The sequence below is a fragment of the Sphingobacterium tabacisoli genome, assembly GCF_017908035.1.
GTDB classification, from domain to species: domain Bacteria; phylum Bacteroidota; class Bacteroidia; order Sphingobacteriales; family Sphingobacteriaceae; genus Sphingobacterium; species Sphingobacterium tabacisoli.
Window position 1 is genome coordinate 487,094 of record NZ_JAEQMU010000001.1, and the last position, 15,022, is coordinate 502,115.

The following is a 15,022-nucleotide window of genomic DNA, read 5'->3' on the forward strand; positions in this document are numbered from 1 at the left end:
TAACTGTATAACTCCTTAACTAAATAATCCCGATGAAAAAACAGGATTCCGATAAACTGGAAGACACCAAGCTCGATAACAACATAACTACATAACCTCCATAACTACATAACAATACAACATGATAACAAAAAAAATAATCATAACCCTATTATCCCTACTGCCACTGTGCGGTATGGCACAGCATGGGGTAAGCTATAACCAATTTGGCCAGTTGCGCAACAGTTTCAACTCTTCGCTGAGTACGATGGATCAGGGAGGCAGTTTTGCGGCTTTGGGCCGTAGCCAGTGGACCGGTGTGGATGGTGCGCCCAAATCGGTGTGGGTGTCGGGTCATGGTATGGTGAAGAACCTGGGACTGGCCATAGGAGGGGACTTTAAAAATGCCTCGCTGGGTGTGGTCCGTGAGAATGAAATTACAGCCTATGCGGCCAAGGCCGTGCAACTTGGGGAGAATGAGTACCTGAGCCTATCTATGGGCGGCGGGCTCTTATTCTATCAGGGCAACTACCGTCAGCTGGACGATCAGGATCCGGCTTTCTGGGAGGATGTACGTGGTACGGCAGGCGTACTGAGTGTGAGTACCTCATACTATCAGAAGGATCGATTTTACGTTGGGGTGTCCATGCCACGCTTCTCACTGAAACGGAATACAGACCGCGAGTATGAGTTCCGCGATGTGATCTATGTGACGGGCGGTGTGCTGATCCATCTGGACGATACTTTCAAGCTGCGTCCTTCATTCCTGGTGAGTCATATGCAGGAGATGTCGCCGCGTTATGATATCAATGCGATGGTCTTTATGGGGCCGAAGATCGGTCTGGGTATGGGGGTACAGAACCAGGGTGATCTGTCAGGGCTGATGCAGCTCAATTTTGGCAACTTCGGTATAGGCTACAGTTATCAGTTCAGCGTCAGTGGACATACGCTGAACCAGAAAATATCAACCAATACGCATGAGGTGGGCTTTCGCTATCGCATAGGTGGAATGGGGTTGTTGTAAAAAAAAATAAAGTTCAGCACAATAATTCAAAATACAGCGCGTTCTTATACTAAAGAGCAACGCAAAAGTCTCCTTAAGTTAGGAGATATAAAATAAATGCTTGATTATTATATCCGCAAAGAATAGGCAAAGGGTCTATTTGAAAAAAGAAACTTAGAAACGAAAAAAAAGGATAGCGTAAGAAAGCGAGAAAGGGTTCAGATATTTCTGAACCCTTTTGCTTTTATGATTTAGTCTTAATTCAACAAAAAAAGGCCCACACTCCTGCGGGCCTAGGTTGAAACAAAAATCCTCAGTTTGAGGATTCCTGAATTCCATTAGCGTAAATTATTTTGAAGACACCTTCAGTTTATTGAAGGTTCCTGAATACCTATTGAAATAAACTCGTTATGAAGACTTCCTCAGTTTGAGGATTCCTGAATACTATGGGTATGTCGTTACCACTTTGCTTACTTTCCACCCCTCAGCAGATTGTATCATAGTGATGTAGTCTATACGGGTAAATTTCTCAAACTTCATTGTAGCCTTGCCTATTGCAGTATTGCCTGTCTGGTCCATAATCTCGTAGGTTGTTTTGCAGTCGTATACTAATCCTTTGTTCGCGTTTAGAAATGCAAGATATTGTGACCTACCGGATGTCTGATTATTGGTAGAGTTGGAGTATTCAAAATCCGAAGTATAAAGGTATTTATTGTATTGCGTATTACCTGTAGAGATAGCCTGAAGGTAGGTAAGCGCAATTTCTTTGCTGTCTAACTTCTTGAGTGGGTTGGCTGATTCTGTGGCCGAAGCATTAAATCCGAATGCTAGTGTGAATACAGTTGCGATGGTGGCGATAGTCTTTTTCATCTGAGTAGTTTGTTTTAATTGTCTTTAGTTCTGTTATTATGTTAGACGCTGATTCTTTTCATAAGGTTGCATCTATTATTTGTTTTATTTGTTGATTCAAAAGTAGGGCAGTATAGGCAGATTGGAAATGGCCTTTCGACCAAGTGATTTTATTTTTCGGTGAAATCAGCGATTGTTTCGGTGAAAAAACTGTGCTGGATTGGGAGTTCTAAGAATATACAAGGGTGCAGCACTATGTTGCCATAGGAGAGCTTTCTTACTGAATATTTTTATTTGAGTATTTTTTACTCAATATATTTGGAGATTTCAGATCTTATGTTCATATTTGTTGAGTAAAAAATACTCAAGGTGTAAATTTTAAAAACAGATACCTATGATTCTACTCAATAAACAGCCAGTAATCACAGAGCAGTTTCCGAATGGAGAGACTAAAGTGAAAGATTTTGATCATTTGATTTCAGCGGACAATCTTGTTCAGTTCACTTATCAGGAGGACGGCGACCTCATCAAGTTGCTTTTTGTAAAGAAACGGTTGGACGAAGCGGAGGTAAGATGTCGCCTGGTCATCAATTATATGCCTTATAGTCGTATGGACCGTAAGATAGAAGGTGATCTGTTTACACTCAATTACGTCAGCCAGTTTATCAATAGTCTTGCTTTTGATCAAGTGTACGTGATTGAACCCCATTCGGCGAAAACCATACAGCTCCTTAATAATAGTGAAGCTATATATCCAGCCTTAGACTGGTTGCCCCAAGTGATGGCGGAACTCGGTTTTACTGATCAAGATCGGATTGTTTTTCCCGATAAAGGGGCGGCCGCTCGGTATGAAGGAGCAGGGTATGCAAACTGTTGTGTATTTGATAAGACCCGTAATCCGCAGACAGGGCGTATTGAGAATATGATTCTCAAACAAGGAAATGTTCCTATCGGAGCCAAGTGTATCATTGTGGACGACCTCTGTTCGGCGGGTGGTACTTTTTTAGGTGCTGCGGAGATTCTTAAGGAAATGGGAGCATCTGAAATCTATCTCCTAGTTACACACTGCGAACGAAGAGTATTATCCGGGAAGCTTCTGAATGAAGGTTCACCTCTGGAAAAGATATTTACAAGTACTTCAATGATGAATGAAGTACATCCTAAAATAGAATATATCACTATTAATATCGAAGACTATGTTTAATCCAATCAGTAAAAATCCTATTCTGTGGACAGATGGTTATAAACTATGCCATAAGGACCAATATCCTGCAAAGACAAACTGGGTGTACGAAACATGGACTCCCCGTATGTCGCGTATTCAAGGAATCGGTCATGTGGTTTTTTTCGGACTGCAGGGTGCATTGGCCGAAATGACGAATTCGTTCAAGACGTACTTTTTTGGTCAGCCTGAGGATGTTGTTGTTGAAGAGTATGAAGAGGCTATACGGGAGGTTTTCGCATATACCAATGCAAATTTTGCGCAGACGCATAGTTCATCACATATCCGGGCTTTACACCGATTAGGTTATCTACCTATCAAAATAAAGGCGTTAAAAGAAGGAAGTCTGGTTCCTGTCGGTGTTCCTATGTTTACGATAGAGAATACGCATCCCGACTTCTTTTGGTTAACGGGATATCTGGAAACCCAGCTGTCGGCTTATATCTGGTCACCTATGACAGCAGCGACCATCGCGGATAGCTATAAAAGGGTGTTGATGCACTACGCTGCAATAAGTGGAGATGTAGAGAAAGTGCGTACGCAGGCTGGAGATTTCTCGATGCGAGGTATGGGTTCGCCGGAGACCGCTTACCGTACCGCAGGAGGACATTTGCTTAGTTTTTCGGTGTCTGCGACACTTCCTGTCCGCACTTACCTCAAAGCTTTTTATGAAGCCAGAGCTGATGTCCTGATGTATACACCATCTACTGAACATAGTGTGATGTGTTCCTATGGCGAGCAGGAGATTGAAGCTTTCAGGCACTTGATTACGGAAGTGTATCCAAGCGGTAATATCTCTATCGTATCAGATACCTATGATCTGTGGAATGTCGTGGATAATGTCCTCCCACAATTGAAAGATGTTATTATGGCCAGATCGGGTAAGGTCGTGATCCGTCCGGACAGTGGTGATCCGGTACAGATAATCTGTGGTGACCCAGATGCAGATCGAGAAACTGTACGGAAGGGAATAGTAGAACGTTTATTTGAAATATTTGGCGGCGAGGTGAATGCTAAGGGATACAGGGAACTGGATTCACATATCGGTGTGGTGTATGGCGATTCGATTACGGTGGAACGTGCAGGTAAGATCTGTCAGGGATTGGTGGATAAAGGTTTCGCCTCGACCAATGCGATATTGGGTGTCGGCTCGTACACCTATCAGTATGTAACACGGGATACGTTTGGATTTGCCCTAAAGGGTACTGCCGAAGAGGTAGACGGCCAGTTCAAAGCGATACAGAAGCGTCCTGCGACAGATACGGGCAATTTTAAGAAATCACAGAAGGGGATGGTGGCAGTGGTTTTCAGGGATAACGACTACAGACTGATCGACAACCTTAATCCGGAATCTATACAGGATTTGGAAGAGGATAATCTCCTGAAGGATTTTTATAGGGACGGTGAGTTTGTATTCACCAATAATTTTGAGGAAATAAGAAATAGATTGACAACGGAATCAAATCGTGTATATGGAAAATAATCTGAACAAGCCATTTGTCATCGATGATGAAAATGTTGCACAATATGCGGATAGCATAGCGGAATGGATCGCTGTACAGGTGAAGACCGCAAATCGTAAAGGTGTCTTGCTCGGAATGAGTGGGGGTATTGATTGTAGTGTGGTAGCCTGTCTGTGCCATAGGGCTGTAGTGGATGTGTATTTAGTGATGATGCCGTATGGTAGTGATATGAAAAATACCAGTAGCTATCAACACGCTATGGAGCTTATTGAGAAGTTTGACTTTAAGTACTCGGTCTTCGATATTCAGCCTGCCGCTGATGCCATTGCGGTGGGTGATGAGGCAATGCTGGAAGGCGTGACCGATGCGAATAGAGCCTTGAGTCTCGCTAATATAAGGCCAAGGGTGCGGATGACGTATCTCTATCAATTGGCGCAACTTGGTAGCCGGTTTGTGATCGGCACAGGAAATATGGCTGAGCGTACAGTGGGGTATTTTACCAAATGGGGCGATGGGGCTTCGGATCTGAATCCGTTAGGGATGCTGACCAAACAGGAGGTGTATACCTTGGCAAGATATCTCGGGGTGCCGGATTCGATTGTAGATAAGAAACCTTCAGCTGGCCTATGGGAGGGACAGACGGATGAGGATGAGCTGGGGATGTCTTATGCACAGATCGACGCCTTTATATTGGAAGGAAGTTCTGGCGATACGTCTATCGATGACCTAATCCGTAGTAGAATGGCGATGTCTGCACACAAATTTGCTACGGTTCCTATTTACAACGTTTAATAATATACTTAGCGTATGAAAACAAGATACGAACAGATTGTCGATGCGACACGGATTGCTTCGCGTGGCAGTAAAGAGAATTTAGGTGCAATCATCGCATTGGCAGAGGCGGAAAATAGTAAACCTGCTGTGGAGGATAGCAAGCGCAACTTGCTGCTCGCTATAGATATACAGAATGATTTTATGGAAGATATCGGTAGCTTGGCTGTGCCGGGATCTCGTGGTGATGTGAGAAGGCTAACGAAGTGGATGTACCACAATATGGAGGGCCTCACGCAGGTGATATGCAGTCTGGACTGTCACTCGGTAGAGCAGGTGTTCCATGCAAGTTGGTGGATAGATAAAGAAGGGAACCGTCCCGAGCCATTTACAATGATTACCTTTAAGGATGTGGAGTCGGGACGCTGGAAAGTGGCAAACGGAGAGACGGAGCGTTCGCTGGAATATCTCCGTAACCTGGAGATGGGGAATAAAAAGCAACTCTGTATATGGCCTTACCACTGTTTGGAAGGTACTTTCGGTGCAAAATTAGAAAGTGAGTTTACGAAGATGCTCTATTTTCACGCTACCGCACGCGGCTGTGCTCCACAGATGATTTATAAAGGACAGAATCCATATACCGAGATGTACGGTATTATTAAAGCCGAGTACGATACGGATGGTTATATGAATCAGGCTGTGCTGGACGCGGTAAAAGAGTATGATGCTATATATCTGGCTGGGGAAGCTTCTAGTCACTGCGTATTGGCCTCTCTAGAGCAGATTCTGGAATATTATAAAGATGAAAGGGAGATTACATCGCGTATCACGTTGTTGGAAGATTGTATGTCGCCCATAGCGGGATTTGAAGCCGGTACGATGGAACAGTTTAAGCTACTGCAGGAAAAATATGGGATACAGATCCAAAAATCGACAGATGTGACATTGTAAGAGATAACTATGGAGAAGGAATATAAGTACAGATACCCGCGACCTGCTGTGACAGTGGATTGTGTGTTGTTCGGTTTTGATAAGGGGGAAATTAAAGTGTTGCTAACTAAACGGGGTATCGAACCCTTCATGGGTAAATGGGCCTTTCCAGGTGGTTTCATCCAGGAAATGGAAACTGCGGAAGACTGTGCACGTAGAAAACTGCAGGAAGAGGCTGGTTTGAAGGATATCTTTCTGGAACAGCTGTATACCTTTTCGGAGGTACAACGGGATCCAAGGTATCGCGTCATTAGTATCGCTTATTATGCATTGGTCAAATCTACGGATTATGTGGTGCAGGCGGGTACAGATATCGATGAGGTGCAATGGTTCAGGTTGGATGAAATTAACGAGCTGGCATTTGACCATAAAAAAATACTGGAAGTTGCTGTAGACCGGTTAAAGGGAAAGATTCGGTACGAACCTATTGGCTTCGAATTGCTGTCTGAAGAATTTACCATGCCCGAGCTACATAAGCTTTATGAGACTATTCTGCAACGTAGTATAGATCGGGGCAATTTTAGAAAGAAGATACTTGGTATGGGATTATTGGTCGATCATAGTGCGAAGCAGTTGGACAGAGGGAGTACAGCCGCTAAGATCTACAGTTTTAACAAAGAAAAATATAAAATGCTCAAGGAATCAGGGTTCTATTTTGAAGTGTAGGGAAAAGAAGGGGGATTGTTATTGAAGTAATACGTATTTTTATTAATTGCTAAAATAATTAGTATTTATTGTTTTTGTTCTTTATATTAGTGTTGGTTTTTAGATGTTTATAAACTTAATGCTATGATAGAATACTATGGTTATGAAGAAATCCTATTGGCCTTAGAAGAACCAGTGGAGGGGGAGAAATGTGAAAGCCAATATGACTTACTATGGAAAGGGGTTCTAGAATCAACATTTTGGCATTTCATGAACTTTATGTTTCCTGACAAGACGTTAGAATGGGATGAAAGTTGTGAAGTCGAATTTTTGGATAAGGAATTACAGCAGTTATTACCTGGAGCAAATGGAAGGAAAGGAGTACGTAATGTAGACAAGTTAGCGAAAGTTATCTTGGAAAATGGAATGTATCATTACTTCTTGATACATATCGAGGTACAATCTACAAAAGGAGATGGTGGTCTTGCAAAAAGGGTATTTGAGTATTGGTATAGATTATACGACAAGTACCAGGTTCCAGTGACTACTATAGCAATTCTGGCAGATGGGACAAGGTCGTACCGACCCAATAGCTATGACATAAGTTTTATGGGGACAGAAGCTCGCTTTAAATTCAATTCTTACAAGATTTTAGATCAGGATGAAAGTGAGTTACGGGAGAACCCTAACCCTTTTGCAGTAGTTGTGCTGACGGCGCTGCTAGCATTAAAAAATAGAAAGGCGGATGACGAAGAGCTTTTATCAATCAAACGGGATCTGTATGCACAGATGATAAGAAGAGATATGACAGTGGATTGTATGCGAGGTGTTTATGACTTTCTTGCAAGATATGTACACTTTGATAATCAGGAAAATATGCTTAAATTTGAGAACCAATTAAAAAGAGATTTTGGAGGAGATACAACTATGGGAATTGCAGAATTATTATTAGAGGATGTACGGCAAAAGGCTGTTGAAGAAAAGGTTTTACAAATTGCTTCTAATTTATTGAAAATGGGATTGTCTCTGGCAGTTATTGCTGAAGCGACTGGTTTACATATTGAACATCTGAAGGAGTTGAAGTAATCGCCTCTATCCATTGTTTTACCTTTTAGAAGCTCATTAACCACGATACATCCCCATAAAAATAGAAAAGAGCTTCTATTTCATGATCAACTATACACTCGACTTTACTACAACTGTACAGGTAGGTACTTACCTTCCTTACAGCACTATAATATCCCTAATTCACGAAGGATATCATCCGTGATCTGGACACGGGCTGATTGGAACTTTGTGTTCTTGTCTTCCCTTGCTTTGATTAGCCGGGGAGCAAAAAAGTAACGGTGATAAAGTTTATGAGCATGATACGTATAAAGAGATACAAAACACAAAGGCCGTGAATAGTCACGGCCTCTGTGTTTTTAAGGATACCTACTGTTTAGGTATTATCAGGATTGGACATTTAATGCTTCATTAATCCGTGCAGGTGTTTTATTGTCACTAGGACGAGGTGCATCGTTGTCAAAGATCTTGCCGTCACGACCAATAATAATGTAGCGGGGCACTCCCTGGATATTGAATGCTTTTGCGACCACACTATTCATCCCACCTTTGGACAGTAGGTTTACGCCTTCAATATGATCGTCTGCAATTGCTTTGTGCCATTGTGTTTCTTTGTCATCGATACTGATGTACAGGAATACGACATCTTTGTTGTCTTTGAATTGATCATGTAACTTGGGACTGCCGTTCTTCATTTCGAAGCGGCACGGTGCACACCAGCTAGCCCAAAAGTCCATGTATACGACCTTACCCGCAAAATCGGCTAAGCTTACATCTTTTCCATTGGTGTCTTTTAACGTGAATGGAGGAGGTGTCTTGCCTGCTGCTAGATTCTGCATTTTCTCATAGTTTTCACGCATTTTCTGTCCATCTTCCGGAGTAGCGTATTTAGCCAGATAGTTGTCTAATAGAGCCTTTGTTTGCTCGTCGCCTTTAGTTATTTCGAATAGTACAGTAAGGGTAGCGCTTAACGAAAAACTACGGAGCTTCCCTGTAAGTGCTTTTTCGACAAGGGTATAGCGTTGAGCAAAGCGCTCGTCCATAGGAATATTGGTAAGGTTATCCAGTTGGCCCAAACGGTTCATTTCCTTGAGGTGTAGGTACAGCGGATAGGTTCCTCTCATAAATATGTTGTACGCCTCGTTGTCCAGCCAGTCTGCGTTATATTCAAAAGTCTTGTCAAGATGCCAGAAGCCCTTAGGAACGACCGTAGAAAGTGGTTTTTGGAATCCTTGGCTGTAGAGTACCGGGGCCATAACTTCTGAGTTTAGTTTCTGATACTTGAGGGTGATGGAAGCCTCTTTGTAAAAACCAGGAGTTACCTTTTTCTTATTGGCCTCGAGAATATCTATCGATCGCTGGTCTATACCGCGTCCTAATGCGTAGAATTCTTCAGGCGAAAGCTTGGTAGCATCTGCAGCTCGCTGGGCTTTGATATACTCCGTCATATAGGTATGCAGTACTTTATTGTTCTCTGCGCCATTGCCCCAAAAGGTAGTATTTTGGTCAAAATCGGTTTTTACGGTCAGTTTGTTTCCTTTATCTATAAACAGGAGATGGTTGCCTTTTATAGGAGAGTCTACACCGATCACAATCTGTTTAGGAAATTTTCCGGAGAAATCAAATGTGAAATCTCCCTGCTGGTTTTTGTGTAGAAATTCGGTTTCTCCATCGACGGAAATCCATATCGAATCTATTTTGAGTGGTTTGATATCTACAATGAGCTGTGCATCTTTTGTCTGTGCTATTGTCGTTAGAACGGTTGTTAGGCAGAAAAGTGCCAATATAATCGATTTTTTCATTTTGTAAGTTTTGATTTTTATTTATGGATTCTGTTGCATCTCTGGATTGGCGGCCATGATATACTGTGGAAAGCGGAACGTCAACCGTTCAGGCTTCAGGGTGTAGACCTCTACGACCGCACCGGAATCGTTGTACAGGGTGTGTGTCTGCCCTACGGTATGCTTGTAGATCGGATCTACGGACAAGCGGCGCATATCAAACCAGCGCTCGCCATGGAGTGCAAATTCGCGGATGCGTTCCTGAAAGATAAACTCGGTGAGTGCTACTTGATCGCTTGCAATGTGAGCAGGTACAGGAGCATCTGCCATAGGCATGCGTTTGCTACGGAATGCTGTGAGAACCTGAACGGCGGCGGTAGTATTGCCTAATCTTGACAGGCATTCGGCCTGTAACAGATAGATGTCTGCTAAGCTTATGCCCATTTCGCTATAGGTTTTGCCCTGTCCACGACGCATCCCTAAAGGGTACACTTTGTCAAATTCGCCAAATGGATTGACTGATGAAAAATGGAGACGGGTATCCGTCTGCCCGTACAGTGCCGCAGTCTGCGGTGCCATTACCAACGCGGATACGAAATAGCTGTAGTACGTAGGCGAATAACGTAAGAGCACAATCTCCCGATGTTGTCTCGGTGTGGTACGCAGTGGACCGAAATAGGGATTGATCGGGAAATAGATACCGCCAGGTGCAAATTCTACATTGAGGTCATAGAGATCCGCTCTTCCGGTCTGTGTCAGTTTTGTCAAGGCTGATTCGAGCAGGACAAGGGCCTGATCGAAGGTACCCATGCTGACATAGACTTTAGCTAATAGGGCTTCGGCTGCAGGTTGCGACATCCGGCTTGTGGCTACTGCGACATTGGGCAACAATGGAATGGCCGTCTTGAGATCTTCAATGATGCTCTCATAGGTCGCCTGTACGGTAGCGCGCTCGAAGCTGGTATTGGTGACATTGGCCTCGGTCGCTAAGTAAGCTGCTAGGTCAGTTCCTGCCGTGGAGGCCTGATAAGGCTTACCATAGTAGTTGGCCAATATGAAATTGCACCAGGCTCGTCCAGCCAGGGCTTCGGCCCGTAGGGCCTGCTTCTGTTTTTCACTACCGCCCTGTGAAGCCATTACTTCATTGATGACCTTGTTATAGATGTAGATCTGCTTGACGAGATAGGTGAGCTCTACGGTCTTGTCACTGGATTGGTAGATGTCATCCTTCCATCTAAAGGCATTTTGATGAGGTAGCGATACCGATGGGAAATAGCTGGAGGAAGCGGCTACTTCGTCCGACATGACGATATGCGATACCGATGATATCACTGAAAGCGTGGGATCATTGAGCATGAGGTCATAGTCTGCTGTTTTCTGTGCAATGAGGTAGCCTTTCGGATCGATCTCTAAAAAATCCTTCGAACAGCTTGCTGTAGTCAAGCCTATCAAAATCAGGCTCACAAATGGGACGAGATGTTTTCTTAAATTGTACATGATCTTCCGTGTTATAAGGTTAAATGTGCGCCTATGGTGAATGTTCCCTGATTAATCGGCATCGCGCTGGAATAGCGGTAGCGTGCATCATGAAATTCGGGATCTATTCCGTCTTTGTTTGCCTTCCATAGCATCAGATTGGAAACCTGAAAACGGAAGGAAAGCCCTTCTGCCTTGATGCGCTTTAACCATTCTGTAGGTAAGGCGTAGGATAGGGTAATGTCACGTAGCTTGACGAAGGAGGCATCGGCTATATTCTGATTTCCATAGATATAGTAGTCGATGTAGCGCCTGCTAAGGGATATCCCTGAATTGGCTACAAAGGAAGGGATATCAGTATTCAGTTCGTCGCCTGCTTCTTTCCATCGTTGCGCAAAGTCTGCATGATAGTTGCCTGCCTGCAGGCTTTGGTTAGCGATTAATCCATTGCCCGAATAGGTACGGTTGATATCCTTGAAGAATACATGCCCAAGATGGTATACCATGTTCAGATTTAAAGACCAGGATTTGTACTGAAACATATTGGAAAGTCCTCCGGTCCAAGGAGCCTGGTATACGCCCATGTATAACATGTCTTCGGGTTTGTTGTCGAATTCTAGTTTGGTGATACTGCCATCAGCTTTTTTGATCTGGGGATCGCCTAGGTGATCGAGACCGGCATAGTTGTACGCAAATAGGCCAAATGCGGGATGATTGGCAATATACTCCTGTTCGAGTACTTGTCTTCCTGTAGTAATCGGTGTTACTAGAGCACCCAATTCGGTAATCTTGTTTTTGTTATAAGCCATGGTGAGTATACTGGTCCAAGTGAAGTCCTGCTGTATGATATTTTTACTGCTTAGGCTTAGCTCGATACCTTTGTTGCTTAGATTGCCGACATTGCCATTGATATACTCGACACCTGCCAACGGATTGACAGGAAGTAATCCCAGTAGGTTGGAAGTCCGCTTTTCGTAGAGATCTAATGCGCCGGATAGGCGGTTCTTCAGGAAAGCGAAATCGACCCCTATATTATAGTTTTGGGTGCTCTCCCAGGTGAGGTAAGGATTGCTCAGCGTAGAGATAACGATGGCCTGACCTCCTGGCGCACTGACCGTATAGTAGGGTTTAAAGATATCTTTGGATGACGCAAATCCTGGCTTGGGCGCTATTCCGGTGATGCCGTAAGTAGCCCGTAGGGCCAAGGCGGAGATGGTCTCCTGTAATGGTGCCATCCATGCTTCGCGGTTGATATCCCATTTGACGCCTACACTCCATACGGGTTTGTTCTGTGCAGAGCGACTTACACCAAATAGGTTGCTCTGGTCGTTACGCCAACTGGCATTGAGGGTATACTTGCGATCCAGCGTATACGCTGCGTTGGCGTAGTAGGAAAGAAAGCGGGTACGTGGTACGCTTTCAAACTCCTCAAAATATTCCTGTTCGAGCAGTGAGCCCCGGTCATCTCTTGGTAGTATCGGATTTGCAGGGCCAGTGAGTGCCAAGCTGTGATAGTCTATCTTTGCGGAGGTCTGCAGGTCGATATCGTATCCATATACCAGACTGTGGTTATTGATCGTGCGGAGCTGCTGTGCCTCATGTCCTAATAGTGCCGTGAGCTGATGACGGCCGGATTCGGATTGGTAGTCGTAGGCCAGTTGATTGCGCACGACCCAATTTTCCTGTTGCGCATGATCGATTAGGTACTCGCCACCGCTGTTGGGTAAATGACGGCGTATGGTGCCATCGGACTCCTGCTCCGAAAAATTAGCGGTATTGATGCGCTGCTGATAGCCGGTATGGTCCATATACCGTTGGGAACGCCGATTGCCACGGATGTATCCATAGAAACCTTCGAAACGGAGTCCCTTATATAATTTGGCGTTGAGACCGGCGTGGAAGCGACCAGAAAAATTATTGCGTTTGTGGAATCCGCTCTTGACATCGTCCAGTGGGTTATAGTTGAGATCTAACTCGGTCAGCGATTCGTAATGACCCCGCTGGGCTTCGCTGAGATATCCCAGATAAGGCATGGCAAGGTTCTGACCGCCAACGTCCCTGAATAACTGGTAAGGTATAAAGCGGTTGTCTACAGACTTGCTATTGTCCGCCCCAGTGGTCTGATAGTTCAGATCGGCAATGAGGTAGGCACTGAGACTTTTGTTGAGCACAAAGTCCTGACGGGTGTTCAACTTGAAGGTCTGATCTGTGTTGCCAGGGGTATAGTCCTGTGCGTTGGTAAAAGATAAGGAGTTGTAAAAGTTATGCTTAGGCCCACCACCGGATACCGATAGGTTGTGGTTGGTCAGGACCGCGGGTCTATACCAAAGGGAACCGATCTGTCCAAGGTTGTCCAGGCGTGCGAGACTGTCTAGTTTACGATCGCCTTCTTGTGAGCTGAGCACCCCACGGTCGATGTCGTAGAGGATCTGTCTATCAGGAGCGATACCTACAGCGACGGACGAAGGCTGATAGATGGATGCAGTAGCATAAGGAAAGCTGATAGGATCAAAGGTCTCCCGTGAGGCCTGTATGTACTGGGCACTGTTTAATACGGGGAAATAATCGTACTGTGGCTTGCCCTGTATGTTGACAAAGCCATCGTAGCTTACTTTTGTACGTCCTTCGCTACCTCGTTTGGTGGTGATTACAATGACTCCGTTGGAAGCACGGGCTCCCCAGATTGAACTGGCTGTGGCATCCTTCAGGACGGTGATGTCTGCGACATCCTGTGGGTTGATGGAATTGATATTGGCCATATCCATCGGCATACCATCTACAACGACCAGAGGGTTTTTGTCCGAATTGAGGGTGTTGAGACCGCGTATCAAAAATGGAGTGCGGTCTTCTTCTTGCCCTATAGGGGCATTGTTGATCGCTAATCCTGGAATCAGGCCATCCATACGTTGAAGCACGTTCATACTTGACGAGCGGTCGGCTATCGTAGCCATATCCGGTTTGGAAGCAGAACCTGCACTACGCTCTTTGGATAATGTCTGATACCCAGTGCTCACGTATACTTCTTGTATCGCACTATCATCCGGTTTCAATTTGATAGTGCCGAGGTCGGCTTTGACCTCAAAGGACTGAGGTTCATAACCGAGGTAGCTGACCGTGACAATGCTATGTGTATCGACGTCTTTGAGCTGGAATGCGCCGTCCGCATCAGTGATAGCAGCGGTCTTACGACCGACCATGACTACAGCAAATTCACCTGTTTTCTCATCTGCCTTGGTGTGTTGTACAACGATGCTGACCGTGGCTCCCCGTAGAGCTTTGCCTGATTCGTTAACCACTTTTCCTTTGATATCGATGTCTTTTTGGGACGGTTGCGCCGGAACGTCCGCCTTGCTCTGCCGGGGTTTGATACGTATGGTCTTGCCTTCTATACGGTAATCTAGAGGTTGGGACTTAAATATCATGGAGAGACTCTCTTCTATCGATTTATTCTTTAATTCGACGGTTACACTATTGGCAGTCTTCAACGCATCGCTGTCTACTAAAAAGGCATAGCCGGTTTGCTTTCGGAGATTTTGAAGAACGCTCCCCAAATGGCTGTTTCTGGCAGATAGGGTTACCTGAGAAAAGCCATTGGACAGTGCTGTGAAGCTAAAAAATAAGCTAAAAAATACGGTTAACTTCATAACAAGGACATATTTTAACATATATTTGTTTTGTTAAGATGGTTAGAACTTAAATTACTTCATTTATAAATTTGGTTTATAGCCTTAACATTCGCCGGGAGTGTGGGTAGCACTTCCGGTTTTTGGCTTTTAAT

General features: G+C 44.5%; 11 protein-coding genes. 7 read left to right on the forward strand and 4 right to left on the reverse strand.

The features are described 5' to 3' along the window. Positions 1-121 precede the first annotated feature (121 nt). On the forward strand, positions 122-1,003 hold the full coding sequence (locus tag JKG64_RS01915) for a PorP/SprF family type IX secretion system membrane protein (RefSeq protein WP_210352652.1): 882 nt from the start codon (positions 122-124) through the stop codon (positions 1,001-1,003). 423 nt (positions 1,004-1,426) lie between these two features. Here JKG64_RS01915 and JKG64_RS01920 read toward each other — a convergent pair whose 3' ends face one another. Beyond that, positions 1,427-1,852, reverse strand: a complete 426-nt coding sequence (locus JKG64_RS01920; RefSeq protein WP_210352653.1) for a nuclear transport factor 2 family protein — start codon at positions 1,850-1,852, stop codon at positions 1,427-1,429. A gap of 373 nt (positions 1,853-2,225) precedes the next feature. Here JKG64_RS01920 and JKG64_RS01925 point away from each other — a divergent pair, with 373 nt between their 5' ends. The 6 genes from JKG64_RS01925 to JKG64_RS01950 all read left to right on the forward strand — a co-directional run bounded on the left by JKG64_RS01925 (position 2,226) and on the right by JKG64_RS01950 (position 8,008). Then, entirely contained in the window at positions 2,226-3,035 is an 810-nt protein-coding gene (locus tag JKG64_RS01925; RefSeq protein ID WP_210352654.1) for a phosphoribosyltransferase family protein, read from the forward strand. After that, a complete protein-coding gene (locus JKG64_RS01930) occupies positions 3,028-4,536 on the forward strand; it encodes a nicotinate phosphoribosyltransferase (protein WP_210352655.1) in 1,509 nt (502 codons plus the stop codon). The genes JKG64_RS01925 and JKG64_RS01930 overlap by 8 nt, the downstream gene beginning before the upstream one ends. Beyond that, positions 4,526-5,308: an NAD(+) synthase gene (nadE, locus tag JKG64_RS01935; protein ID WP_210352656.1), complete on the forward strand. Its 783-nt coding sequence runs from the start codon at positions 4,526-4,528 to the stop codon at positions 5,306-5,308. The genes JKG64_RS01930 and nadE overlap by 11 nt, the downstream gene beginning before the upstream one ends. Before the next feature lie 15 nt (positions 5,309-5,323). Continuing rightward, positions 5,324-6,238 (forward strand): cysteine hydrolase family protein, encoded by a 915-nt coding sequence (locus JKG64_RS01940; RefSeq protein ID WP_210352657.1) that lies wholly within the window; start codon positions 5,324-5,326, stop codon positions 6,236-6,238. Between the two features lie 9 nt (positions 6,239-6,247). After that, the gene (locus JKG64_RS01945) at positions 6,248-6,943 is read left to right on the forward strand and encodes an NUDIX hydrolase (RefSeq protein WP_210352658.1); all 696 of its coding nucleotides are present in this window, start codon (positions 6,248-6,250) and stop codon (positions 6,941-6,943) included. A gap of 123 nt (positions 6,944-7,066) precedes the next feature. Continuing rightward, on the forward strand, positions 7,067-8,008 hold the full coding sequence (locus JKG64_RS01950; protein ID WP_210352659.1) for an RpnC/YadD family protein: 942 nt from the start codon (positions 7,067-7,069) through the stop codon (positions 8,006-8,008). Between the two features lie 365 nt (positions 8,009-8,373). Here JKG64_RS01950 and JKG64_RS01955 read toward each other — a convergent pair whose 3' ends face one another. Genes JKG64_RS01955 through JKG64_RS01965 form a run of 3 tightly spaced genes read right to left on the reverse strand, consistent with a single transcriptional unit; the run spans position 8,374 to position 14,888 of the window. Further along, positions 8,374-9,789: a TlpA family protein disulfide reductase gene (locus JKG64_RS01955; protein WP_210352660.1), complete on the reverse strand. Its 1,416-nt coding sequence runs from the start codon at positions 9,787-9,789 to the stop codon at positions 8,374-8,376. 21 nt (positions 9,790-9,810) lie between these two features. Then, positions 9,811-11,265 carry a RagB/SusD family nutrient uptake outer membrane protein gene (locus tag JKG64_RS01960; protein WP_210352661.1) on the reverse strand — a complete coding sequence of 485 codons (1,455 nt, stop codon included), beginning with the start codon at positions 11,263-11,265 and terminating at the stop codon, positions 9,811-9,813. Positions 11,266-11,276: 11 nt separating this feature from the next. After that, on the reverse strand, positions 11,277-14,888 hold the full coding sequence (locus JKG64_RS01965) for a SusC/RagA family TonB-linked outer membrane protein (protein ID WP_210352662.1): 3,612 nt from the start codon (positions 14,886-14,888) through the stop codon (positions 11,277-11,279). Between the last annotated feature and the right edge of the window lie 134 nt (positions 14,889-15,022).